This is a genomic window from Streptomyces sp. NPDC048514 (assembly GCF_043199955.1).
GTDB lineage: Bacteria > Actinomycetota > Actinomycetes > Streptomycetales > Streptomycetaceae > Streptomyces.
The window spans coordinates 75,396-99,580 of sequence record NZ_JBICWT010000006.1; the positions used below are offsets into that span (position 1 = coordinate 75,396).

At 70.5% G+C, this 24,185-nt stretch carries 22 protein-coding genes and 2 pseudogenes; 10 read left to right on the top strand and 14 right to left on the bottom strand.

Going from position 1 to position 24,185, the window contains the following annotated elements:
- A pseudogene (locus ACGFT2_RS14770) lies at positions 1-65 on the bottom strand (hydrophobic protein); the annotation flags it as partial.
- Between the two features lie 978 nt (positions 66-1,043).
- On the opposite strand from ACGFT2_RS14770, the gene ACGFT2_RS14775 reads away from it, so the two are divergent.
- Both ACGFT2_RS14775 and ACGFT2_RS14780 read left to right on the top strand, forming a co-directional pair.
- On the top strand, positions 1,044-1,697 hold the full coding sequence (locus tag ACGFT2_RS14775; RefSeq protein ID WP_393277772.1) for a Type 1 glutamine amidotransferase-like domain-containing protein: 654 nt from the start codon (positions 1,044-1,046) through the stop codon (positions 1,695-1,697).
- Between the two features lie 306 nt (positions 1,698-2,003).
- Entirely contained in the window at positions 2,004-2,501 is a 498-nt protein-coding gene (locus ACGFT2_RS14780) for a hypothetical protein (protein WP_393277774.1), read from the top strand.
- Between the two features lie 509 nt (positions 2,502-3,010).
- Here ACGFT2_RS14780 and ACGFT2_RS14785 read toward each other — a convergent pair.
- From ACGFT2_RS14785 to ACGFT2_RS14800, 4 genes are all read right to left on the bottom strand, one after another.
- Positions 3,011-3,181 (bottom strand): hypothetical protein, encoded by a 171-nt coding sequence (locus ACGFT2_RS14785; RefSeq protein ID WP_037661814.1) that lies wholly within the window; start codon positions 3,179-3,181, stop codon positions 3,011-3,013.
- A gap of 256 nt (positions 3,182-3,437) precedes the next feature.
- Complete coding sequence (locus tag ACGFT2_RS14790; RefSeq protein WP_393277777.1) at positions 3,438-4,205, bottom strand: hypothetical protein; 768 nt, start codon at positions 4,203-4,205, stop codon at positions 3,438-3,440.
- A 299-nt stretch (positions 4,206-4,504) separates the two neighbouring features.
- Entirely contained in the window at positions 4,505-5,149 is a 645-nt protein-coding gene (locus ACGFT2_RS14795; protein ID WP_393277779.1) for a response regulator, read from the bottom strand.
- Positions 5,146-6,291, bottom strand: a complete 1,146-nt coding sequence (locus tag ACGFT2_RS14800; RefSeq protein WP_393277781.1) for a sensor histidine kinase — start codon at positions 6,289-6,291, stop codon at positions 5,146-5,148. Before ACGFT2_RS14800 ends, ACGFT2_RS14795 begins: the two co-directional genes overlap by 4 nt.
- A 132-nt stretch (positions 6,292-6,423) precedes the next feature.
- On the opposite strand from ACGFT2_RS14800, the gene ACGFT2_RS14805 reads away from it, so the two are divergent.
- Positions 6,424-7,149 (top strand): class I SAM-dependent methyltransferase, encoded by a 726-nt coding sequence (locus ACGFT2_RS14805; RefSeq protein WP_393277783.1) that lies wholly within the window; start codon positions 6,424-6,426, stop codon positions 7,147-7,149.
- Positions 7,146-7,919 (top strand): DedA family protein, encoded by a 774-nt coding sequence (locus ACGFT2_RS14810; RefSeq protein WP_393277785.1) that lies wholly within the window; start codon positions 7,146-7,148, stop codon positions 7,917-7,919. The genes ACGFT2_RS14805 and ACGFT2_RS14810 overlap by 4 nt, the downstream gene beginning before the upstream one ends.
- Here the strand turns inward: ACGFT2_RS14810 and ACGFT2_RS14815 are convergent.
- The 4 genes from ACGFT2_RS14815 to ACGFT2_RS14830 are packed head-to-tail and all read right to left on the bottom strand — an operon-like array spanning position 7,897 to position 13,021.
- Positions 7,897-10,134 carry a geranylgeranyl reductase family protein gene (locus ACGFT2_RS14815; protein WP_393277787.1) on the bottom strand — a complete coding sequence of 746 codons (2,238 nt, stop codon included), beginning with the start codon at positions 10,132-10,134 and terminating at the stop codon, positions 7,897-7,899. The two genes, ACGFT2_RS14810 and ACGFT2_RS14815, sit on opposite strands and share 23 nt — an antisense overlap.
- Before the next feature lie 2 nt (positions 10,135-10,136).
- Positions 10,137-11,105, bottom strand: a complete 969-nt coding sequence (locus ACGFT2_RS14820) for a polyprenyl synthetase family protein (protein WP_393277789.1) — start codon at positions 11,103-11,105, stop codon at positions 10,137-10,139.
- Positions 11,092-11,550 (bottom strand): hypothetical protein, encoded by a 459-nt coding sequence (locus tag ACGFT2_RS14825; RefSeq protein ID WP_393277791.1) that lies wholly within the window; start codon positions 11,548-11,550, stop codon positions 11,092-11,094. The genes ACGFT2_RS14820 and ACGFT2_RS14825 overlap by 14 nt, the downstream gene beginning before the upstream one ends.
- Positions 11,551-11,599: 49 nt before the next feature.
- Complete coding sequence (locus ACGFT2_RS14830) at positions 11,600-13,021, bottom strand: S8 family serine peptidase (protein ID WP_393277793.1); 1,422 nt, start codon at positions 13,019-13,021, stop codon at positions 11,600-11,602.
- A 490-nt stretch (positions 13,022-13,511) separates the two neighbouring features.
- On the opposite strand from ACGFT2_RS14830, the gene ACGFT2_RS14835 reads away from it, so the two are divergent.
- From ACGFT2_RS14835 to ACGFT2_RS14845, 3 genes and pseudogenes are all read left to right on the top strand, one after another.
- Positions 13,512-14,219 carry a hypothetical protein gene (locus ACGFT2_RS14835; protein ID WP_393277795.1) on the top strand — a complete coding sequence of 236 codons (708 nt, stop codon included), beginning with the start codon at positions 13,512-13,514 and terminating at the stop codon, positions 14,217-14,219.
- A 109-nt stretch (positions 14,220-14,328) separates the two neighbouring features.
- Positions 14,329-14,472: pseudogene (locus tag ACGFT2_RS14840) on the top strand (IS5/IS1182 family transposase); the annotation flags it as partial.
- A gap of 66 nt (positions 14,473-14,538) precedes the next feature.
- Positions 14,539-14,784, top strand: a complete 246-nt coding sequence (locus tag ACGFT2_RS14845; protein ID WP_393277797.1) for a DUF2283 domain-containing protein — start codon at positions 14,539-14,541, stop codon at positions 14,782-14,784.
- A gap of 515 nt (positions 14,785-15,299) precedes the next feature.
- Here ACGFT2_RS14845 and ACGFT2_RS14850 read toward each other — a convergent pair.
- The 4 genes from ACGFT2_RS14850 to ACGFT2_RS14865 form a co-directional block, all read right to left on the bottom strand.
- Entirely contained in the window at positions 15,300-15,551 is a 252-nt protein-coding gene (locus tag ACGFT2_RS14850; RefSeq protein WP_393277799.1) for a hypothetical protein, read from the bottom strand.
- A gap of 671 nt (positions 15,552-16,222) precedes the next feature.
- Entirely contained in the window at positions 16,223-16,843 is a 621-nt protein-coding gene (locus ACGFT2_RS14855; RefSeq protein WP_393277801.1) for a hypothetical protein, read from the bottom strand.
- A gap of 231 nt (positions 16,844-17,074) precedes the next feature.
- Positions 17,075-17,605: a hypothetical protein gene (locus tag ACGFT2_RS14860; RefSeq protein ID WP_393277803.1), complete on the bottom strand. Its 531-nt coding sequence runs from the start codon at positions 17,603-17,605 to the stop codon at positions 17,075-17,077.
- An 869-nt stretch (positions 17,606-18,474) separates the two neighbouring features.
- Positions 18,475-19,515, bottom strand: a complete 1,041-nt coding sequence (locus tag ACGFT2_RS14865; RefSeq protein WP_393277805.1) for a GlxA family transcriptional regulator — start codon at positions 19,513-19,515, stop codon at positions 18,475-18,477.
- 134 nt (positions 19,516-19,649) lie between these two features.
- Between ACGFT2_RS14865 and ACGFT2_RS14870 the strand changes: the two genes are divergently transcribed.
- The 3 genes from ACGFT2_RS14870 (at position 19,650) to ACGFT2_RS14880 (ending at position 22,829) form a co-directional block, all read left to right on the top strand.
- On the top strand, positions 19,650-20,573 hold the full coding sequence (locus ACGFT2_RS14870) for an NADP-dependent oxidoreductase (RefSeq protein ID WP_393277807.1): 924 nt from the start codon (positions 19,650-19,652) through the stop codon (positions 20,571-20,573).
- A gap of 574 nt (positions 20,574-21,147) precedes the next feature.
- Positions 21,148-21,396 (top strand): hypothetical protein, encoded by a 249-nt coding sequence (locus ACGFT2_RS14875; RefSeq protein WP_393277809.1) that lies wholly within the window; start codon positions 21,148-21,150, stop codon positions 21,394-21,396.
- 800 nt (positions 21,397-22,196) lie between these two features.
- Positions 22,197-22,829 (top strand): chaplin, encoded by a 633-nt coding sequence (locus ACGFT2_RS14880; RefSeq protein WP_393277811.1) that lies wholly within the window; start codon positions 22,197-22,199, stop codon positions 22,827-22,829.
- A 387-nt stretch (positions 22,830-23,216) separates the two neighbouring features.
- Here ACGFT2_RS14880 and ACGFT2_RS14885 read toward each other — a convergent pair whose 3' ends face one another.
- Positions 23,217-24,125, bottom strand: coding sequence for a LysR family transcriptional regulator (locus ACGFT2_RS14885; protein WP_393277813.1), 909 nt, complete (start codon positions 24,123-24,125; stop codon positions 23,217-23,219).
- Positions 24,126-24,185 lie beyond the last annotated feature (60 nt).

A 24,185-nucleotide genomic window follows, 5' to 3' on the forward strand; every position in this document is an offset into this window, starting at 1 on the left:
AAACCCGCGCCGAAGAGGATCAGAGCCAGCAGAAGAACCAGAAGCAGGGGAACCATAGTTATCAACCTCCTGGCCACCGCATGCCCTTACATCACCCCGACAAGCACATAAAATGCACGTTTCTTTCAGGTAGTCAGGGGCATATGCAGGCCGCTCTGCGCGGATGCCCCAGCCCCCGCCGCTCACGCACCACAGCGGCAGCTCATGCAGCGCGCAGTGGTCCGCATCAGGGTTGCCGCCCGCCCGAGCGAACCTCGGCCAGAAGCAGGATCGTGAACTGCCGTGTCAGGACAGGTCAAGCTCCTGACACGGCCGCGCCGAAGGCGCCCCTACGCAAGAGCGACTGGGCGGCTCGCCGCCACTGTGGTACTACTTCGCCGGGGATGGCGCGCGAAATGACACCGCGAATGGCCTGAACTGGTGCAAGTCGACCAGTTGGCCGCGGTGTGACGGCGTTTCGAAGTGGACGAGCACCCCGACGATCACGACGAGGATAAATGCAGGCTCCGTCGACCTCAACAAGAACGGCAGCGTGACCGTTGGTGCCCACATGTACGATCACCAGACAAGTGGGCCGGCAGTCGACACCCTGATGTGGGTGGAAAAGAAGATTCCTCTCACCCGTTCACTCGTAAACAAGATCATTGCGGGAGATGCGTACGCCAAGTGGGGCACGCTCCACTACAACGGATCGGCAGGGAAGTCCGCGGACCTCGGTTACCACATCGAGATATCCTCTTAGTTCGACTGAAGGCACTTCCGGGATCTGGCTCCCCTTGCGGCACCCGAACCAGACGGTCACATGAGATGTTCCGTGCAAAGAGGTGTCTCAGACCTGCCGTTCGCGGGTGAGGTGATCCTGTCGCACTGCTGTGATGGGGGGCGTCGGTCCAGGTGCTGCTCGGGGGTTTGCGCAGCCCCACTCGCAAGCGGCTGAGCGCGTCCTGGGGCGTGCGCGGGCGCGCTGCGCCAAGGTTGCCCATCGTTGGTGATCCGTGGGGCTGTTGCACTCACCGATGTCCCTTCCGTACTACGGTCGCTGAATGCGGATGTATCTCTCGTCGTTCAGGACAGGTGACCAGCCGGGCCGCTTGCTGGAGCTCATCGACCACCCGGCCTCCGCTGTTGACGTTGCATTGATCGTCAACGCGATGGACGCTCTGCCGGCCGGTGAGCGCCGGGCTGCGGTCGAGGGCGAGCTCGTTGCGCTGACAGGACTCGGTCTGCGTCCGGTTGAGATCGACTTGCGCGCGTTCTTCGATCAGCCCGCAGACCGGGTAGCAGCTGTTCTCTCCGGCTTTCCCCTGGTCTGGGTCCGCGGAGGCAATGTCTTCGTCCTGCGTCAGGCCCTGGCCCGCAGCGGAGCCGACACCACTCTCGCCGATCTGGTGCGACGGGACGCGATCGTCTACGCCGGCTACAGCGCAGGCGCCTGCGTGCTAGGACCCGACCTGCACGGACTTGAGCAGTGCGACGACCCGCAAGCAGTGCGCACGGCATACGGTGACGAAGCACGCTGGGACGGACTGGCTCTCCTCGACTACATCGTCGTACCCCACATCGACTCGCCCGGCCACCCGGAATCCGAGATCCTCGGGCTGGTCGCGGAACGCTACCGCGCCGAGGGCACCGCTCATCAGCCCCTGCGCGACGGCCAAGCCCTCGTGATCAGGGATCACCAGACGAGCATCTGCTGATCGCGCCCCCACCTTGATCGGCGGCTCCCAGGGGGAGTTCACACAGCAGACGAGGCAGCTGCTGATTCCGTGCGCCTCGGTCACGCATGCGGAGGTCTGGGCATCCCGCCCTTCCATCTCCCGCAGGAGCTGCCTGAGCAGGCCGTTGAGCTCCGGCGTGCACAGCCAAGTCGCCTGATGCGCCGTACGCCCTCCAGCGGCTCCGGCATCGGGGCCCTGCGAGGCCTGGAAGCGCCCAGGAGCAGTCGGGTGTGAGCCTACGATCCCAGGTGATGGCCAGTCGTCTGCGCCCTCTGGAGGACTCTCGTGGCACAGCTTGTCCGTGAGCAGCACGTTGACGTGTTCGTGAGTGGCTACGCGTTCGGGCTGCAGGAATCCGACGACGCCTGCCTCGATCTGTTGTTCCCGGACGACTTCGACTTCGGCACGTTCCTGAGTGCGCACCCGGGGCGCGTGGACGTCACCAGCGCTGGGCATACCCACACCGCTTCCGTCACGGTCGAAGTGTGGGACGGGCCTGCGCCGGTGCGGGATCCGGCCGGCTGGGAGCAGCAGGCGGAAACAGACTTCGAGTCGGTCAGCGGCCGGGTCGCGATCTGGTCGATGGATGTGGGCCGGCTCGATGCCCTGATCACGCTGGCGGACCAGGGCGGGTCGTGGCGCGTGCGTATCAGTTCCTCGGGCAGGGCTGAGGTGAGGGCTTTGGCCGAGAGCGAGGAGAGTATCGAGGCGGTAGAGCGCTATCTCGTGCAGTTCTGGCCTGCAGCTTCGTCGTCCCTGCAGGGAGCCGGCGGTTTGAACTGACCAACGGTTCGGTGGAGTGGTTACGGGTAATCGATGGTGCGGCTGTTCTTGGCGATCGTTGCGACCACGCGCGGGTTGAACATGCTGGCGCCGACGGGTCGGCCGTTGAGCACCCACTCCTGCACGAACGAGGCACCGTCGCACCCGGCCCGGCCGTCGACGCCCTGCCTGACCCTGCGTTGGACGGCGCGTAGCCGGAGGCCCGGTGTGACAAAGGCACGTACGCGGCCGCCGGTCCCCTCGTTTCGCGCGTCAGCCGCGGACCCGGGCTCAGCCTGTTCCGCCCACGTCATGCAAGGGCAGGCAGCGGCCCCGCAGGCAGGAGGAGCAGGGTTCCACTGCTGGGCCTGCGGGGCCGCGCATGGTTCACCTACCCTGCGGTGCGTCCGATAAGCCCGATCCCTCCCCACCACGGGGCTGATCACGCGTTTTGGGGTCCGGCCGTATCCGGCCGGACCCCAAAAACGCCTTACGCGCGCGGCGCACTGCTCACATCGGGCGTGCTGCGCCTACCAGCGGTACCAGCGGCCCTTGCGCCCGCCACTATCCGCGGAACGGACGACGAAGCCCAGCAGCCACACGATGAGCACGATCACCGCGATCCACCACAGTGCCTTCAGTGCGAAACCCGCGCCGAAGAGGATCAGAGCCAGCAGAAGAACCAGAAGCAGGGGAACCATAGTTATCAACCTCCTGGCCACCGCATGCCCTTACATCACGTCTACAAGCACATAAGATGTGTGTTTCTTTCAGGAAGCCAGGGGCATATGTGTGCCGCCATGCATGGTTCCCCCAGCCCCGCCCCGCACGCACCGCAGCAGCAGCAGCTCATGCGGCGTGGCGGCCGGCGCCGGTGCTGCAGCTCACCTGAGTGAACGTCACCCCTGGTCACCCAGCGTGGCGCTTCGCAGGAGGCTCGGGGGCGTCCGGGGTCGACTACCGCACGGCGACGTAGTCCCCGTTCGACGACTTCCCCGCGGAGACGGAGTTCCCGTAGTACGTCCACCGCCATGTCCCCGGCCTGGTGGCCTTCACCGTGGTCTTCAGCGCCCCCGTGCTGTTCGACGTCGCCTTCTTGACCGTGGTGTACGAGGAGGCGCCCGCCGCCTTGAACTGCAGGCTGACCGTGCGGCCGGCGTACCCCTGGTACGTGTGGGTGTCCCAGTTCGCCCGCGTGACCCGCCCCGTCACGGTGATCGTCCTCCCTGCTGCGGCCGGCTCGGGCGAGGCGTCCACGGTGACGCGTGTGGCCCGCTTGACCTGCACGGGGAGGTCCTCGTCGTCGATGTCGTAGGCGTCACCGGCGAGAAAGACCCGAGCGGCGGTCTTCCAGGTGCCCGCGTCCTCGTTCCCGAAGTCGAGGCTGCGCGGGTCGATGTACAGCCACTCCTTGAAGTCGCAGATTCCCTTCGCCCTGTCCACGACCTTGCAGTCGCTGCCGATGACAGCGCTGTGCAGCGTTTCCCCCGTGAGGAGCCTGCCCCGGTAGGGGAATACCGTCGGCCCGGCGTCGTAGGTGAGCTTGGTCGTCATTCGGAAGGTCGCAGGCACCTCGACCTCGTCCTCGACCCCGATCACGATCGGCTTCCCGGCGTTCACCGCGACCCGGGTGAAAGAGACTCCGCCCTCCGCCGCCCCGGCCGGCACCGTCGCCATCGTGGTGAGCACGACCGCCGCTCCCCCGGCCACCAGCACGCTTCGCATGGTCTTCCGCACCGTTGATCCCCGTCCCTTTCCCTGCAGCCTGGGCCGAGCGCGTGAGCGCACCGGCCAGAGGTTCGTCCTCGGCGGCCGGGCAGTAGGACAGGCAAAGGCATCACAGGGGTTGTGGAGGGTGTGGCGACGATTTGATCACCGCGGGCATCGTTCTGGCGCGGTCGGCACGAAAGCCCGACGGCTTCGAAGCGAGGCGTAGCCGTTCAGCACGACGGACACGTGAGTGCCGCCCGATCTCATGGGATCGTCCACAAGGGGCGGCGGGAGTCTGGGACATGGCGGGGAAGTCAGGTGAGGCCGGCGTCGCGGGCGAGGAGCGCGGCCTGGACGCGGTTGGTGACCTCCAGAGCGGTGAGGATACGGCTGACGTGAGCTTTGACTGTGCTTTCGCGCATGCCCAGGGCCGTGGCGATGTCGGCGTTGGTGCCCCCTTGGGCGAGCAGGGTCAGGACGTCGCGTTCGCGGGGGGTGAGTTGCCGCAGACGGGCGCGGGCGGCGGCCTGGGGTCGGCCGGAGTGGTGGTAGCGGTCGATGAGGCGGCGGGCGGCGGCGGGGTGGAGCATGGCGGAGCCAGCCGCAACGAGATGGACGGCGCGCAGGATCTCGGCGGGGTCGGTGTCTTTGAGGAGGAAGCCGTCGGCGCCGGCGGCGAGGGCGTTGTAGACGTATTCGTCGAGGTCGAAGGTGGTCAGGGTGATGACCTTCGGCGGGTGGGGCAGAGCGCGCAGGCGGGCGGTGGCGGTGATGCCGTCCATGCGGGGCATGCGCACGTCGACCAGGGCGACGTCGAGGCGGTGCGCGGTGGCCAGTTCGACGGCGTGCAGGCCGTCGGACGCCTGCGCGACGACGTCGATGTCGTCGTCGCCGTCGAGGAGGTCCGTCAGGCCGAGGCGGACCAGGGCGTCGTCATCGGCGATCATGACGCGGATCATGTGCGGGAGCCGTTCTGCTCGGGGTGTGCCGGGTGGGGGATGCGGGCGGACAGGCGCCAGCAGCCGGCGCCGTGAGGTCCGGCGCTCAGGTGCCCGCCCAGGGCGTGGACCCGCTCGGTGAGGCCCACCAGCCCGAAACCCGAGGGGGCGGTGTGCGTGGCCGGCGTGCCGGGGGTGTTGAGGATCTCCACAACGGTGGCGGGCGGGCCGTAGTCCAGGCGGATGCGCACCGGTGCCTGGGCGGCGTGCTTGCGGGCGTTGGTCAGGCCCTCCTGGATGAGGCGGTAGAGGGCCAGGCGGTGCGCGGCCGGCGCCTGTTCGGGGCGGCCATCGATGTGGAGGTCGACCTGCTGCCCGGCTTCACATGCCTGTTCGATGAGCTCGCGTACATCCCGCAGGATCGGGGCGGGTGCCGCATCACCGGTCGCAGGGCCGGCGTCGTGGAGGGCTCCGAGGACGTCCCGCAGGTCGGATAGGGCTTCGGTGGAGGCGGTGCGCAGCAGGGTGAGGCGTTCGGCGACCGGTTCGGGCAGTGTGCCGGCACGGGTGGCCAGAACCCCGGTGTGCAGGGCGATGAGGCTGAGGCGGTGGGCGAGCACGTCGTGCATCTCGGCGGCGATGCGGGAGCGCTCCGCGGCACGCGCCGTCTGCTCCCGCAGTTCCCGTTCGATGCGCAGGTGCTCGACCTGGTTGTTCAGCACCTTCACCAGGCGGCGGCGGTTGCCCATCCACAGCCCGCCGACCAGGGCCAGGAGCAGGAACAGGCTCGCGCCGTACTGCTGGGGCCGCCACAGTGAGACCGCCGTCGGCGCCACGGTGTTGGCGGCCAGCGCGATGCCGCAGCAGCCGACGGCCACCGCGGTGCGGCGGTGGGCGGCCAAGTCGAACAGGGCGAGAAGCAGCAGTGGCAGCACCGGCCACCCCCACAGCCCCGTCGCGGCGGTGGCCGCCACAGGAGCGACGAACCAGGGAAGCCGGCGCACCACCAAAGCCGCCCCGCACAGCAGCGCTGCCGCCGTGCGGACGCTCAGGTACTGTCCGCCGATGGTCGCGGCACTGTTCTGGACGGCGGCGGCCGTCAGCAGCAGCACCAGCGCGTAGCGCCCGTACACGGCCCACCAGGGGCCTTCTTTCCCGCTCACAGCGGGAAGCCTAAAGGCGCGGCCCGGGGACCTCTTCCGACGATCTTCCCTCTTGGCCTCCTACTTTCGTAGGGGTAGACCGTCGCACAACGGCGGATCTACTGGTGAGGTGCGATTTCTAGCGTCGAATCCATGGACCACTGGACCACCTCGCACGATCGTGTTCTCGCGCAGCGCCATGCCGAGGGCTGGATGTTCCTCATCGAGGCCGCCCGCGACATCCGCACCACCGGCGCCATCGCCCCCAGCAGCACGGCCCTGGCCCGTGCCCTGACCGAGCCGGTGCGCGCCCAGGCGGGACGGCCGCTGAACATCCTGGAGGCCGGCGCAGGCACAGGAGCAGTGACCCGCACGCTGATCGGGCAGCTGTCGCCCGGCAGCCGCCTGGACATCGCCGAGGCCAACCCCCGCTTCGCCGACCGGCTGCACCGCCTCGCCGTCACGCACCCGCGCCTGGCCGGTCACGGGCAGCAGGTGCACCTGCACACCCGCCGCGTGGAGGACCTGGACCCCAACCGGCGCTACGACGTGGTCGTCTCCGGCCTGCCCTTCGCGAACTTCACTCCCGGCCAGGTCACAACGATCATGGACAGGTATCTGCAGCTGCTGCACCCCGGCGGGACCCTGACCTACTTCGCCTACCTCGGCACCCGCCGGGCCCGCGCCCTGCTCGCCTCCCGGGCCCAGGTGCGCCGCCACCAGGCCGTGGAAGAGGTGCTGGCCGCCTACCAGCGCCGGTACGCCACCGGCTGCTGGACCGTCTGGGCCAACCTTCCCCCCGCCAGGGTCTGGCAGCTCACGACGCCCCAGCCCGCCGTCCCCCACCCGGCCCGCGCCGAAGCCGGAGCACGCCGGTGAACCCATTGACCACCGTCCTCGGCCATGTGCCGCCGGCAGGCGCGTACGCGATCGTGGCCGTGGCCGTGCTGGCCGAGTCGGTCCTGCTCATCGGGGCGTTCATCCCCACCCTCAGCCTGCTGCTCACCGCAGGCGCGCTGGCCCGCGCCGGGCAGCTCAGCCTTCCGCTGCTGATCGCGGTCGCCGCATGCACGGTGGTCGCAGGTGACTTCCTCGCCCACCGCACCGGACGCGCACTGGGCACCCGCCTGCCTACCGGCCGACTCGGCCGCCGCCTGCCCGCCGCCGCCTGGCAGCGAGCTGGGGCGCTGATGGCCCGCTGCGGCGGACAGGCCGTCTTCCTGGCTCGCTTCCTGCCGGTGATCCGCACCCTCATCCCCCATCTCGCCGGAGCCACTCGCCTGCCCTACCGCCGCATCGCCCCCTGCAGCCTCGCCGCCGCCCCGCTGTGGGCCACCCTCGAAGCCGGCACCGGATACGCAGCCACCGCATCCCTCCAGCACGCCCTCACCTGGGGCGGTCCGGCCCTCGCCGCGACTGCGGCCACCATCGCCGCAGCCGCACTGGCGTGGACGAAGTTGCGCCATCGCCGCCAAACGTCCGCGCCCGTACCCGGCACCGAGGACCGTGCCCAGTCGGCCGCCGCCGCGCGAGCCGGCCGTACCGCGCCGAGGAACACCGACTCGAACGTATCCCGCCATCCGTTTCCGGCCGCACCCGCCTCACCTGCCAGCCCCCGCGAAAGCGTCAGCCGCCGGGAGATCCGGTAGGCCGGTCTGAAACGCCGCCGGGTGTCGAGCACTTGGCGAACCGGCCGGAGGCCGGATCTACGGACGCAGGAGTTCGGTCCGGAACCTGTCGCCTGACCACATGTTCGACCAGCGCGGACAATGACGCCTGCGCAGGACCTTCCGGCAGTCCCTCCAGCGCGTCGGCCGCCCGGCGGGCCTGCTCGCGTGCCAGCGCGCGGGTCACGTCGAGGGCTCCGCTGTCACGGACGATCGCGACCGCTTCCTCGACCTCGTCCGCCGTCAGGCGCCCACGACGAATCAGGCTCGTCAACCTGCCGGGGCTGCGCCGCAGCGCGACCAGGACGGGGTGGGCCAGCGTGCCTTCGCTCAGTGTGACGCCCACGGCGTTGTCCGTCGGGCGTTCGGCCCCGGTGAGGATGCGGACGTCCTCGGTCAGCCGGAACGCGACGCCCAGCGCACGGCCGTAGCTCCCGAGTGCTCCGGCGTGTTTTGGGCTGGTTCCGGCGGCGAGGGCACCGAGGCGGCACGGCAACTCGAAGGTCGCCGCGGTCTGCGACTGCACCAGCGACAGGTGATCGTCCTCGGCCATCCGCGCGTCGAACGCGTGCCGCCGCTCGCCCACCCGGCCGGTGCACATCTTCGTGACGGCGCGGGAGATGAGTGCGAGCGCCTGGGGACCGCCGTCGGTGGCCAGGTGCAGCGCTTTCGACATCAGCAGATCGCTCACCAGGATGGCGAACCTGTTTCCCCAGCTGGAGTGATGTGCCGGCGTGTCCTCGACACCGAGTTGCGCGAGCGCGGCCAGGGCGCTGAGTTCGATCGCGGCGCCCATCTTGATGCGGGGGCGCGCGCCGATGTCACCGAAACGGCTTGCCAGCAGCAGCAACAGCGCCGGCCGGAACGGGACGCCGGGATCTCCCCAGCTCGACATGGCCAGACGCGCCAGGAACGGCCACTCGTCGCGGACGGAGCTCGCCATGAGTTCACCGACGCCGAGCAGGTCGGTGCGTACGTCGACCCCGGGTGCCATCAGGCCGGCCACGTCGTCGATCGCGCGATGCGCCCGAAGCTCGCCCATGCCCTCGGGCAGCAACAGCGCCCGGCGGCAAAGTGCGAACGGCATGCGCTCGCTGTCGAACGTACCCTGCAGGACCCGCCAGACGAACTGGTACCGGTGGGCCGAGCGGCGGCCGGCCGTCAGCAGCCCGGAGTACGCGTTCTCCAGCAGTAGCGCATGGTCCAGGAGGTCCGGACGCTCAAGATCGCGGGTCAGACCGCGGTCGATCACCTCGGCTGCGGTCCTGCCCGACTCAAGCGCGTAGCTGATGCCCTCCGCCGTGAACGGGTTGACCAGCCCCGCCGCATCGCCGACGAGCAGGATGCCGTCGCCGACGCAGCGGCCGGGAGCGAAGTCGAGGCGAAGCGGCGCTGTGGCCCACTGCCCGCGCAACCGGCCCTCGAACGCCTTGCGGCCTGTGCCCGGCCGGGCGAGGAAGCTGTGCAGCACGTGCTCCGCGCGGCCCTCGTATCCGGGACGGAACAAGGCGACGCCGATGTTGGCTTGCGACGCACACGTCGGATTGATCCAGCCGAACGACGGCAACAGGTCTCGCCCCGCTGCGTCGTCGAGCGGCAGGAAGACCTCCTGCAGGTCCGGCAGGCCGTCGAGATGGGTGAGATAGCCGCGCACGCCGACGCCGAGGCCGCCTTCGGGTAGCAGCCCCACCGCACGCGCCAGCACGGAGCGTGCACCGTCGGCCGCGACGACCGCGGACGCCCGGACGTCGATGAGCCGGCCATCGCGGCACACCCTCACCCCGACGACTCGTCCTCGCTCGAGGATCGGGGCCGTGACCGCGGCCCCCTCCCAGAGTTCGGAGCCGACCGCCACGGCGCGGGCGCAGATCGCTTCGTCGAGCACGCGGCGCGGCACGACGAGGCAGTGGCTGTCGGCGCCCGGATAGGCACCGTAGGCGAAATCGCGCCGCCCACGGCCGCGCATGTGAACCCGCAGGCCCCGCACGGGTTGCGAAGGGGGAAGCGAGTCGAGGACACCCATCGCGGCGAGGATCCGCACCGCGCGCTGCGTCAGCGCATCGCCGCACACCTTGTCCCGCGGGAAGCGCTGCGCCTCGAGCAGCAGGACCCGGCGGCCCCGGACCGCGAGGTGGTAGGCGGCTGAGCCCCCTGCGGGCCCGGCGCCGACCACCAGCGCGTCGTAGTGGTTGCGCACGTTCATTCCGTTCGGCTCGCGATACGTCGTGCCGTGACGGCGAGCGCGTCCCGGCCGGGGAATTCGGGTAGCTCGGCGAGCGCGGCGGCGGCGCCGTCGGCATACGTGCGTGCGAGTTCGCGCGTGACGTCCACGGTGCCGCAGCGACGCACCAGCGCGGCCGCCTCGGTCGCTTCGCGCGCGCTGAGGTTCTCGTGACGCAGCAGTGCGGCCAGCCGCCCGCCGGGGGCCTGCCGCAGGGCGAGAAGAACCGAGTGGGAGAACACTCCGGCGCGCAGATCGCTACCCGTCGGCTTGCCGAGGTCGGCCGAGTCGCCGACGAGATCCAGCAGGTCGTCGGTGAGCTGGAAGGCGATGCCCAGCTGCTGGCCGTAGCGGAAGAGAGCGTCGGCGTGTCCTGGGTCGCAGCCGGCCAGCTGCGCACCGACTCGGCACGGCAGCCCGAACAGCGTGGCCGTCTTCATGCGAATGATCTCGAGGTGCTCGTCGACGGCGAGATCCACGTCGTAGACGTGCTCGGTTTCCCGGAGCTGGCCGCTGCACAGTGTGAACGCCGCTTGCGTCACGGTGGACACGGCATCGTGCGGCAGATGCGCCAGCTCGGCCATCGCGCAGGCGAGCACGTGCGTTCCCGTGGTGGCGGCATGTGCGTTGCCCCACCGGGAATTCACGCTCGGCGCTCCGCGTCTGGTCGCCGCGCCGTCCATCACGTCATCGTGGAGCAACGACCCCACGTGCATGAGTTCGATCGCGGCGGCGGCGTGCACGAGCAGCGCTTCGTCGGCCTGTCCGAGGCTCGCGGAGAGGAACAGCAACCGGGGGCGAAGCCTCTTGCCGCCGTGCCGGATCAACTCGCCGGCGATCTGTCCCAGGCCGGCGTCCTGTGCGGTGACCGCCTCGTGCAGGGCGTGGGCGAGCCGCGAGGCCCGGTCGTGGCCGGCCGAGGGTGGCAAGGTCTCAGAGGAATTCATCGCGCAACTCGTCGAGCTGCGTGCGCATTCGCGCCGACGCGAAGGCCAGTTCGGCGAACCTGGCGAAGAAGCCGTAGCCGTTGTGCAGGTCGCCCGCCGGGGCCCGCACGATGACGTCTCCCCGGAAGTAGGCCTGAAGCGGTGTGAGGACACCGCTCGCGATCGCCTGCGCGGCCTCCAGATAGACGGCGCCGTGCATCATCTCGTCCGGTCCCAGCCCCGGCTCGATCACGACGTCTCCGCCTCCGACACGGACGTTGATCCGGCCGAGTCCCAGCACGGCCAGGTTGGCCCCGCGGCCGTCGAACTCGCCGACCATCTCCTGGAACTCGACCGGGTTGTCGGTCCGGAAGTTCATCACCGCGCGTTTCACCTGGGCCGCCAGTGCCTTGTCGTTCGGAGTGACGCTAGCGGCTCGGGGCGCGAAGTCGTCGGACATGGACATGGAACGTCTCTCCTCGTCGAAGGTTTCCGACCTGTGATGTGCCGCTGCGTCACAGTGGAGGCGGTGTGGCGTTGACCGCCGCGAGTGCGTTGCTCCTGCCGTACCAGAAAGGGCCGATCAGGCCCGGCGTGGTCGTCACGATGAGCTTCCTGACCTCGCCGGGGGTCAGGGTGTCGTTCTTGTCCAGGATGAGCGCGGCGAGACCTGCCACATGCGGGGTCGCCATGCTGGTGCCGGATTTGTTGATGAAGCCCGGTGCGACGACGTAGGCCGGCTTGCCGGTTCCTGCCGCCTGCGCGGAGGCGATCTCGACCCCCGGGGCTGCGACGTCCGGCTTGGGCCTGCCGTCCGGCGTCTCGCCGTGGCTGGAGAAGGTTGCGATGAGGTCGTCGTCGGTGGCGGCACCGACGGTGATGACCTTGTGTGCGTTACCGGGGCAGCGGATTCTGGAGTAGGGGCTCCCCCACCAGAACTCGGGGCCTTCGTTTCCGGCGGCGGCCACGACCACCACACCGAGGCTCACCAGACCGTCGGCCCCGGTGCACACGACGCAGGTTCCGGCGGCGCAGACCCACGCGCCGTCGTGGTGTGAGAACCCCCAGCTGTTACTGGCGACGTCGGCGCCGGAGGTCGACACGGCGATCAGCCCCTCGACCGCCCATTCCGCCCTCGTCCTGCCCTCGCCGTTGATAATGCGGATGTCGACGATGGTCGCCCCCGGGGCGATGCCGCGAAATGTCGCATCCCGGCTCGCGATGACCCCCGCGCAATGCGTGCCGTGGCCCGTGTCGTCGCGCTTGACCACCGTACCGGTCATGTCCTGTTGCGGGCCGACGATGCCGGTGAGCGCGGGATGGGCGGCGTCGACGCCGCTGTCGACGACCGCTACGGAGATGCTCGCGCCCGTGATGCCGGCGGGCAGGAGATTCGCCTTGATGTGTGGCCGACTGAAGTCGAGCGTCTCCACGTCGCGCAGCTTGTTGCTGGTGACACTGCTGACGTCGTCTCGCGCCGCCACCGCAAGCACCTCGGAGGAGGTCAGCTCGGCGAGCACGCTGTGGGTCAGCCAGAACTCCTTCTTGACTTCGATCCCCCTGCGTTCGAGGTCCGCCCGGATGCCCCGCAGGAAGACCTCCGCCTCGGCCTGACGCGCCTCGATCGCCCGGGCCCGTTGGGACCTCGAAACAGCGGCGCCGCGCGCGGCGGCCTGGCCCGACACCAGGTTGATCAGTACCTCGTGCACCGGCTCCTCGGCCGGGAAAGGCGCACCCGTCCAGGTCGCGAGCTTGCGTTCCTCGCGTTCGGCGAGAATCGTGTTGACGATCCACGGATCAAGCTTGGGCACCGCGATCGGGCTCTCCGCCGTCAGCTCCTGCAGCTGCTTTCGGCGTCTGTTCTGTACGTACCAGTCGATCTGATCGCGGCTGCGTTCGGCTGCGGACCGACCATCGCTCCCCGTCGGCGAGGACATCCCGGCTCCTCTCAGACTGCAGTCACGATCTCCGCCTGCCGCGGCAAACCCAGCCGTACCTGCCGGGCCTCCGGTGGGCGGGGCCCGTGTGGAGCGACGGTATCGAGATACGGGCTGCGACCGTGCAATCGAGCCGGAACGCGCAGATTTGTCGCCCACCCGCCGCAACGATGGGGATGCGGTGAGCGGCCTCGCGTCCTGGACGGGTGGCCGCGAGGCGGGGCCGGGGCGGGGCCGGGGCCGGGGGGCAGGTCAGGACTACAGGGGTCCAGGCGGGCCGGCGGGTGCCGGTAGCGCGGGGAAGGTCCGGGAGCAGCCCGGTCACAGGGGCCCGCCCCCCTGTGGCGGCATTGTCAAGTCCCGAATTCCCGGACCGTGACTCCCGCCCCCTGCCCCGGGCGTAATGGAGACACGGACGCGGGCACGAACGCGGACACCCACCGACTGCCTCGTCCAAACCTCGCTACCCACCCCTGAAGGAGCCCTCCTCATGGCCATCACCAGCACCCGGCGCCTCGTCCCCCTCCTGATCGCCACCACACTCGCCTCCGGAGGCATCTCCCTGGCCACCCCCGCCTTCGCCGCGACGACCGCCCCCACCGGCGTCACCACCGACACCGACGACCCCGGCTCCAGCCTCGCCAAGACCCACGGCAAGCACCTGAAACTCAAGAGAGCCGGGGCGACCAGGACCAGCCTCGTCAAGACCTACAGCAAGCAGCGGAGGCTAGAAGAGATCCGCACGCACCACGGCGACACCGAACTCCTCGACAAGTTCAGCAAGATCCCCATCAAGGACACACCCCATCAATCCGACGGCAACGTCCAGGGGGCGGATCCCAACACCGCCACGGTGGACGTCCCCCCCTACGTCGCCTCCGAGAGCCGAACCGACGACGCGCGCCCCGGCCCCATCATCACCGACAAGGCCACCAGCGGCGGCAACGGAAGCCCCGACGACGCCAGAGGCGGCTACACCCAGCCGCCCGGCGGCAACGGAAGCCCCGACGACGCCAGAGGCGGCTACACCCAGCCCCCCACCGGCAACGGAAGCCCCGACGACGCCAGAGGCGGCTACACCCAACCCCCCACCGGCCAGACCAGTGACGGCAATGCCGCCAGCAGCGATCCCGGGCCCCGCCAGGACATCGACTACGGCGGCTGGACCGACCCCAACCCCGGCCCCGTCGTCAACTGAACCCCTGAACCCCCGCAACCCTTGAACCGGGCCGAGCGGCCAGCCTCCACAAGCGAGGCTGGCCGCTCGGCCCTTCCTGCCGATCATGAGATGCGTACTCGTGGCCCACCACGCCAGGATCCGAGCAGTCGGAGAGCAGGCCAACGCCACCTCGAAGAGCTGGCGGCTCCTACGCAAACTCCGTTGCAGTACCACCCGTGTGTCCGACATCGTCAAGGCGGTCCTGGCCTTGCCCCTCGCCACGTCAGCCTGAGGTCGGAGCGGACTGAGGGACACAAACAGCGCCGCCAGCAAACGACAGCAAGGGAGCCCGCTGACCGTGGCAGACGTCAGAGTCACCTACGACAAGACTGTGGACGCAGCCTACGTCTACCTCACCGAACCGCTGGCCCGCGTGAAGTCCGCGCGCATGTATCCCTGCGATCCAGTGGACGTTGACGGCATGATCAACCTCGACTTCGACGAGCAGGGCCGCTTCATCGGCATCGAGGTGTTGGCGGCCAGTTCGAAATTGCCCGAGTACCTGCTCCAGTCCGCGGACCGGCTGGACACCGAAGGCTCATGAACCGTCGGGCACCGCCCTGGCCGGGGCCCGCGGTGCGACTTGCAGCAGGTTGGAAAAGGCTCAGTGTCTTCGCAGCGGGAGGAAGCCGAGCCGACGGCGCGTCTTGGTGCGGCCTGCAGCGCGGTACAGGACCCGGTCGGCGCCGCCGCCCGCGACGAGGTCTACTCACACTCACCGGGCCGGCCTGCCGTAGTCGCTGCGGCAGCCCGGTTGGCCCAGGTGCTGGTGTCCAATGATCACCCGGCGTTGAGCAAGCTGCATGACGCCGGCTGTCGCCGGCCGCTCGGCACCAAGCCGGCTGCGTCCGGGACGGAAGAGCAGCATGTCGGTTCATGAGCGCAGCCCGATGACCGGGGCCGCGGCGATGACCGTTCCAAGGAAGACGTAGCCGCGCTGGTCGCGGGTCGCGACGGCCCGGGAGCTGTTTGGCCTTGTTGCCGGCCCGTTCGACGCTGTCGCGCGTCCTGGAAGCCGAAGACATGTTGTGGTGGGCCGGAGCCGGGTCCGGAGCACGCTCACGGGGCCGCTCCGCAGGAGGTCGCGCCGGCCTCGGACTGACCGCTCGCGAGCCACCGCTCGTCAGCAACGGCGGCATGCATGCTGGCGCTGGCCCGTCGCGGTTCCTCAGGCCCCTCGGCGGCGGCTTGGTCGGCGGCGAGGACATCGGCGGCGTAGTCCTGCACCGCCCTGCGTCCGTGCTGTGCGGCAGCGCGGACCGGTGCGGCCAGCTCCTGCGCAACTCGTGCGTTGAGCTGTGTGAGTGCCATACGCCGATGCCGGCCACGGTGCTACCCAGCGGCCTGGGTGCCTGGGCTCGGTAGGCGTGGTTCGTGCCGGACAGCCCGCGGCATCGGACGACGAGGGTGACGGGTGCGGTCGTCGTCGCGCGCGGAGAGGAAGAGGGCCTGCGCGTCGAGCGGTTCGAAAAAGTAGTGGCCGACCAAGGGAGCGCTCTGGTGGCGAGCGCTGCGGGTCGACGGGCCGCTGATGTAGCTGTGCTCGGGCTTGCGTCAGGGGCGTCACCAGGCTTCGTGCGGTCTGGCCGCAGGGAAGGCCGGTCCGGAAGGCATTCGGACCTTGCGAACCCGCTTTCTTCGCCGAACGTCGAGGTGCGCGCCCGTGACCGTCCGGCACGCGGCGGCGGCACGGCCAATCGTCCGCCGTGACCATGGCCGTCCCGCCGCGGGTCACACCCGCCGCCATCACCAGGTCCCCTCGCCCGGCCGACCCGCGCAGCTCGTGCGCGGGTGGATTCTCGCCACCCCGTTTCACCGTGGCCGGAGCGCGGCCGACCCGCGCAGCTCGTGCGCGGGTGGATTCTCGCCACCTCGTTTCGCCGTGGCCGGGGCGCGTGCTGCGCCCCCGGACGTCCGAGGAGGTGTCCAGGGGTCGCAGCCATCCGAGGGCTCACGGGGGCTTCGAGAGTGCCCTGTGAGGGTTACTTGACGACGACGTCGGGCGGGGGCTGGGGGGCGGGAGCCTGGGGCACGGAGTCGCCGGTGCCGGGTTCGTACGGGGGCTCGGGGGCGGGCTGCTCGGGCGGCGGGATGCTGCCCCCTCCGCCTGGCGTGGCGGGGCCTGCGGGGTCCGGGGGCAGGGTCTTGCCGTCGGGGCACGGCGGGCCGTTCTTGCCATTGGTGCCCGTCCCGTTGCTGCCGTTCGTTCCCTTGCCACCGCAGGCGCCCCTGCCGCGGCCGCCGGCGCCCCCGGTGCCGGTGCCACCCGGAGCGGTGCACACCGGGGCGTCACCGCCGGTGCCGTTGCCGCCGTTGCCGGCGGTGGCGTCACCGGCGCGGCATGAGTCGTGGTCCCCGTGATGCCGGTCGTGGTCACCGTGCTTGTCGTGCTTCGTGTAGTGGTCGTCCTTGCGGTGGTCGTCCTTGCGGTGGTCGTCGTGGTCCTTCTTGCCGCCGTGGTCGTCATGGTGGGCCGAGGCCGTCACCAAGCCCGGGGCGGCCTGGGCGACCGCCGCGCCTGCAGGGATCACCACCATGCCGAGGGGGAGCAGGACGGAGGCGGCGGCCAGGGCCAGGCCGTTCTTGCGGGCGTTGCGGATCATGAGGAAACCGTTTCTCGGGATCGGGGCTTCGGGGCTTCGGGGCTTCGGGGCTTCGGGGCTTCGGGGCTTCGGGGCGGGTGTATCGAGGTTGCTTGCGCTGCCCGGGACCACGCGGGCCGGGAGCGGAAAGCCAAGGGCTGGGGGGTGGGAGGCCCGGGGGCCCGGGGTGGGGGGCCCGGGGGGCGGGGAGATGACCGCGCCGCCCGGGCCCCTGGCGCTCATGCAGCGCTGTCAGTTGGCGTCACCCCCCGCCCCGCTGACCGCGTCGCCGTTGCCGTGGGCCACGGCGTCACCGGAGTCACCGCCCTTGGCGTTGCCGCCGCCGCTGGCCGTGGCGTTACCGCCGTCACCGGAACGGGCAGCCCCGTCGCCGTTGCTGGTGGCGGTGCCGGAGTTCCCGCCGTGTGCGTCACCGGTGCCGCTGGTGGTGGCGTCACCGCCGTTGCCCGTGGTCGCGGTGCCGTTGCCGGTGGTGGTGGCATCACCGCTGGTGCCGCCCGTGGCGTTGTCCTTGCCCTCGGCCGTGGCGTCACCGCCCTTGCCGGTGGTGGCGTCACCATTACCGTTGGCCTTGGCATCACCGGAGTTTCCACCGGTGGCGTTGCCCTTGCCCTTGCTCTTGGCGTCACCGCCCTTTCCGGTTTCCGCCTTGCCGTTTCCGTCGGACGTGGCATCACCGCTGCTGCCCCCGATGACTTCACCCGTCTTCTCCACGGGCTTGTTCCCCATGTGTCGGACCTTGACCTTGGGCTTGTTTCCCATGTGCCTCACCTTGTGGTGGCAGTCGTCCGTGTGAACGCTCACCACCTTCGAGTCGGGCATCGGAGCGGCACTGGCGGCCGTGGCCGGCAGAATCACTCCGCCCGCTATCACGACAGCGGAGCTGACGAGCGTCGCGATACGAGCCCGACGGCCCTTGCGCGAGACGGACACATTTTCCGAAACGATGCGGTTCATGATTTCTCCCAGATGAATCGGGCCCCATTTCCTTTTCCGGTATTTCCGGTGAGGCCGTGCTTCAAGTAAGCCGGAATCCACACATGCGGTCACACTCCGAAATCTCGGGGCTTGACGCAGAGAAAAACGGCCGCGAATATGTCGGCCTCCCCCGGCCGGCCGCCGGCAAGCGCCCCGTGACCTGCGTGCGCACCAGCGGCGCAGTCCCGCCGGCGTCGCGGGGAGGTTGGCGCTCCTTGGGAGCCGGGAGGGGCGTTCGGGGCGGCCTCTGTAGCGAGGCCGCCCGGCGGCGTGGAGGAGTTCCGCACCCCGCGCGATGCGGTCGGGAGCGGACCCGGCTGATGGTGGCGGCCTCAAAGGCCCCTGTCGCGGGCCGTCAGGGAGAGGGGGGAGGGCCGCTTGCCTCCGGCTCGGTGCGGGCGGAGCCGTTTTGTTCGGGTGCCCGCGACGTCCCCCCTGCACCGCCCTTCTCGTGACGGGGCTGCGCGCAGCTCTTTCCCACCCTGGCCTGCACGGGATGCTTCTCCAAGGGGCCTTGTCCGGTCGTGGGTCGCACCCGGGTGATCACGTTTCGAGCTCGCGGCGCGTTCCGGCCTGCTCCTGCACGCCGTAGGTAGGTGTGTCGCGCGGCGGTGTGCGGCTGTCCGTGGATGTGTTCGCTCTTCCCGGCGGGATCAGGGGGTGCGCGCGAGGTCGTCGGGGCTGAAGGTACGGCGATAGGCGGCCGGGGAGACGCCGAATGTCGAGCGCATGTGTGTGCGCAGTGAGTTCGCGGAGCCGAAGCCGGCCCGGTGGGCGACCAGGTCGATCGGCAGATCGGTGCTCTCCAGCAACTGCTTGGCCAGTTCCAGGCGTTGGGCGGTGAGCCACTGCACCGGCGTCATACCGACTTCGTCGCGGAAGCGGCGGGTGAAGGAGCGCAGGCTCATCCGGGCGTGCTCGGCGAGGCGGGCCAGGGTCAGGGGCTCGGCGAGGTGTTCCAGGGCCCAGGCCCGGGTGGCGGTGGTGCTGGCGACGGTGGGCTCGGGCACCGGGCGGTCGATGTACTGGGCCTGCCCGCCGTCCCGCCAGGGCGGTACGACGCACATGCGGGCGGCCCTGTTGGCGGTGGCCGCGCCGTGGTCGCGACGGATCATGTGCAGGCAGAGGTCGACGCCTGCGGCCACGCCGGCGGAGGTCAGCACGTCGCCGTCGTCGACGAAGAGGACTTCCTCGTCGACCTTGACGCTGGGGTAGGCGCGGCGGAACTCCGGGGCCAGGTTCCAGTGGGTGGTGGCCGGCCTGCCGTCGAGCAGTCCGGCCGCGGCGAGCACGTAGGAGCCGGTGCAGATGGATACCAGCCGGGTGCCGGGCCGGATACGGGCGATGGCGGCGGTGACGTCGGGGGGCAGCGGGCCGCCGCGGCCCAGTTCGGGCATGGCGTGCGTGGGCGGGACGATCACCGTGTCGGCGGTGGCCAGGGCCTCGGGACCGGCCGCCGGCTGCACGGTGAAGCCGGCGTCGCTGAGCACGGGTGCGCCGTCGGCGGTGCAGATGGTCACTTCGTAGAGCGGGCGGCCCTCCGCGTCCTCGGCGCTGCCGAAGACGCGGGAGGGGATGCCGAGCTCGAAGGGCGGCACCCCGGGCAGGGCGAGCACGGCGATCCGCTGCCGTCGCACCGCCGCCTGCGTCGTGTCCCGCTCGCCCTCGCCCGTTGTCTGCGGTACCCCAATCATGGCCAGATCCTGTCACATAGTGGCCAGACGGCCAACACCGTGCGGGGCGGGGATGTCCGATCGTGGACGTGCGTCGCGCCGGGGAGCCTCTCGGTCCGACGAACCGAACGAGACAGAGAGCAAGGCGAAAGAGCATGCGCGCGGTGGTCGTGGAGCAGTGGGGTGGACCTGAGAACCTCGTCGAGCGGGAGGTGGAGCGTCCCGAGCCGGGACTGAACGAGGTCCTGGTGCGGGTGCACGCGGCCGGAGTGAACCCGGTGGACTGGAAGACCCGGGCCGGCGGTGGCCTCATCGAGTGGGGCACCGTGCCGGCGGTGGGCTGGGACGTGTCGGGCACCGTCGAGGCCGTCGGCCCCGGCGTGGGGATGTTCCGCCCCGGTGACGAGGTCTTCGGGATGCCGCTCTTCCCGCGCCAGGCGGGCGCATACGCCGAGTACGTGGTGGCACCGGCCCGGCACCTCGCCCGCAAGCCGTCCGGACTGACGCACGTGGAGGCGGCTGCGCTGCCACTGGCCGCGCTGACCGCCTGGCAGGCGCTGGTGGACACCGCGCACGTGCGTCCCGGGGAGCGGGTGCTGGTGCATGCGGCGGCCGGCGGTGTCGGTCACTTCGCCGTGCAGATCGCCAAGGCCCGCGGCGCGTTCGTCATCGGCACGGCCAGCGCCGGCAAGCACGACCTGGTGCGACGGCTGGGGGCGGATGAGGTGGTCGACTACCGCTCGGTACGGTTCGAGGACGTCGTGGGAGATGTCGACGTGGTGCTGGACGGGCTCGGCGGGGAGACGGCCGAGCGCTCCTTGAAGGTGCTGCGCGACGGCGGCCGGCTGATCACCCTGCCCGGCCCGGACGACGTTCCCGCCGCCCAGGACGGCGTGCGGGCGGTGTGGGTCCTGGTCGAGCCCGACCACCTGGGCCTGCGCGAGATCGCCGCCCTGGCAGAACGGGGCGCGCTGAAGCCGGTGGTGGAGACGGTCCTGCCGCTGGCGCAGGCCGCGAAGGCGCACGAGATCGGCGAGCAGGGCCGCACCACCGGCAAGATCGTCCTGACGGTCGCCTGACCACCGGGGCGACGCCGGGCTTCCTTGCCGGGGGGGGTGCCCCGCGCGCGGGGCGTCCTGCCCCGGGTGCCCTACCTCGGGTGCCCTACCTCGGGCGCGGCGCCCCGGGGCCGCTGGCGGCCGCGGTCGCTGGCGGGCGGCTCGTCGCGGCCGCGGCGGCCGCGGCGGCTGTCGATGTGCACAGGATCCTTGAGGGCCCCCCGCTCCCCCGGCCTGTCCACCGGTCGGCGCCGCACCAGGCCGGCCGCCATCCCGCGCACCCGCTCACACCCCCTCCAGCGTCGGCAGTGCGTGGCCCCTCGCGGGGAGGGGTGCCGGCCCGGCTGGGCGGCCGGCCCCTGGCCCGCGGTCCGGTCGACGGTGCCGGGGTCTGTGCTGGGGCATGACCACGCGCTGGACGCCTGAGTCACGAACCTCTGGAGCAGTGACGCCTGAGGTCACGAACCTCCAGAGCGGTCGGGTCACAGACCCAGATGGGTCCTTCGATGAGCGCTGCGGGCGACGTCGATCTAGCCTCCGAAATGAGCGCACAGTGGATCTTTGATGGTGCGCTCATTCGGCTGAAGGAGGAGACATGCGCAAGCTTCGCAAGGCCGCTGTTGCGGTCGCCATCGTCGGTGGTGTCAGTGTCATGGGCATGAACCCGGCCGTCGCGCAGGCCGCCGGGGGCGGCCATGGTGGCGGATGCAAGTCGCACGACATGAACATCGACATCCTCGGTGAGGTGGGCGTCCTCAACGGACTGGGTGGAAACCTGCTGAACGGTGAAGGCAGTCCGGGTGCGCAGTTCACCGACATCGGTTCCGAATGCGGTGGCTGGTAGCCGCATCGATACGCACTGAACCGGGCGTTGACGCCTGGATCGCACCGCCTTCCCGGCCCCTTTGCAACCCTCTCGAAGTGAAGTCGAAGGCCCCGCACCAGGATTGGTGCGGGGCCTTCGACCCAGGGGGCGGTGTCTTTCGCTTCCCGCCCCGTGCAACGGCCGCGGTCGAGGATCGGTCCACACCCCGCGGGAAGAGCCCAGCGCCCGCGCGGACGGCCGGCCGGGTCCATTGGGGGGCCGGTCCCTTCTGAACTCGCTACGGCCGGGCCCCGGGCTGGAAGGGGGCAGCGGGACGGACCTCGGTTCGGCTGCCCGATGGCCGCGAGAGCCGGCTGGTCCGGTAGACACACGTGGGGTGCGCGCAAGAGATGCCCGGCGTCGGCGGGGCACGTGGTGGCGGTGGCGAGACGCGGGCCGAGTCCGTGCCCGGCGCGGCGGGAGGGCCGAGCGCTTGGCGCCACAGTCGGCCGATCCACCCTGCAGGCCCGACCGCCCCGGCGCCGAGGGGTGTCCTGCCGCAACCGGTTTCCCGTATCCAGGCCCTTATGGGCTTTCCTTCACAATCGATTTTCACACGTCCCGATGTATGGGATGTGGATCGGTTGCCATGGGGCCTTGTGGGCTGCCCTCCGCGTCGTCGCGGCTCACCGCAATGGCGCAGAAGGCCATAACCCTGTTGTCTCTCGGGCGTTTGAAGAGGTGCGGGCGAGTGCTCGCGGTGATGTCAGGAAGGCAACGACGCTATGAGACGGGCTACCCGAAATCGCGTGATCGCCCTCGCCGCCGCTTCCGGTGCGATGGCAGTAGCACTTCCCGCGTCCGCCGCTCTTGCGGCGGACGGGAGCAACGCCGATGCCACGGCGGCCGGCTCGCCCGGGCTGGCCTCCGGCAACAGCCTGCAGGTGCCGGTGTCCGTACCGGTGAACGTCTGCGGCAACACCACGGACGTCGTGGGGCTGCTCAATCCGGCCATGGGCAACTCGTGCACCACCAAGGGCGCAGCGCACGCCGGCGGCGTTGCAAGCCCCGGCACATCGGCGTCGTCGCACGGCGCTTCGGCGCACGGCCGGGTCACCGACTCTCCCGGGGTGCTCTCGGGCAACGACGTGCAGCTTCCGATCGACCTGCCCGTCCACGTGTCGGGGAACAGCGTCAATGCGGTCGGCGTCGGCAACCCGGTCTTCGGTAACCAGTCGGTCCACGGCGGTGACCGTCCTACCGTGCCCCGGCACGTTCCGGTCTCCAAGCCCCGTGCCCCGAAGCCTGCGGCCCCGACGCGGTCCCACCCGGCTCCGCATCCGTACAGGGCGGCGCCCACCCTGGCTCACACGGGAACGGACCTCGCTGCCCCTGCCCTCGCCGGCAGCGCCGCGCTCCTGCTGACGGGGGCGCTCCTGTACCGCCGTTGCAGCCCGGGCCGCTCCTTCTGACCCGGTGCACGCTTCGGCCCCACCGGGTGTGCCGGGTGGGGCCGAACCGCCGCTGTCCCAGCGCGGCCGCTTCCCGCATCCCGGCGAAGTCGCAAGCCGCGACCGCCGGTGCCGGCGCGGGCGAGGAGGACCCAGGCGGGGCGGGGCCCCAGCACTGCGAGGGGCCCCGCCCGGCTGGAGTGAACGTCCACCGGAGCGGGCCAAGTCCCAAGACGTGGCTGCACAACTCGCGGACAGCCTCGAGCCGCTCTTACTCGAAGGACAACAGCGGCCGGCGGCCGGCCGAAGACCTTCCCCTCCCACCGAGACACCGGGACACCGGATGCCGGGACGTCGGATGCCGGATGCCGGATGCCGGATGCCGGGAATGATCGCCGAGCCCGGCCGCTACGTCCCGTCCGGCGGATCGTGACCGACGATCGCCAGCAGGTGTGCGACCAGCGGGTTGTGGTCGCTGTCGCGCCAGGCGACGGCGACTCGCGTGCGGGCGGTGGCGGGTTCGATCCTGCGGAAGGCGACGCCTTTGAGACGGATGCGCCGGATGCTCGCCGGGGCGATGGACACGCCCAGGCCGGTTCCCACCAGCGCGCACACGGTCTGCCACTCCACTGCGTGCTGGGCAATCTGGGGGGTGAAGCCTGCTGCGGTACACAGGGCGGTGATCTGGTCGTGCAGCTGCGGGCCGACCGCGCGGGGCAAAAGGACGAAGGGCGAGTCCGCCAACTGGCCCAGCTGCACGGTTCGTTGGGCGGCCAGGGGGTGGGTGGACGGCAGTACGGCCACGAAGGGCTCGGTGAGTACCGTCTTGAAGGCGAGCTCTGTCTCGTGGGTGGGCGGTTCCCGTAGCAGGCCGATGTCGATGCTGTGGTCGTGCAGGGCGGCGAGCTGCGGCGCTGTGGTCATCTCGTGGATGTCCAGGTGCACGCCGGGGAATTGGTGCCGGAAGGTGCGCAGGAGGCCGGGCAGGACGGTCAGGGCGAGCGAGGCGGCGAACCCGATCCGCAGGCGGCCGGCCCGCCCGCTGCCGACGGCCCGGGTGGCGGCCAGGCCGGCCTCGAGGCCGGTGAGGGCCCGCCGCGCGGCGGGCAGCAGTTCGCGGCCTGCCGGCGTGAGTGTGACGCGTCCTGGGCGGCGGCTGAACAGTGGGTGGCCGACCTTGTCTTCGAGACGGCGGATCTGCTGGCTCAGCGGCGGCTGGGCGATGCCCAGGCGGGCGGCGGCGTAGCCGAAATGGAGTTCCTCGGCGAGGACGACGAAGGCGTGCAGCTGGGCCAGGGGGAGTTCGGGGCGCTCCATACGCCAAGAGATATCAGGTCATGCCTGCGGCTGTATTAGACGTATCCCTACGGGCCACTT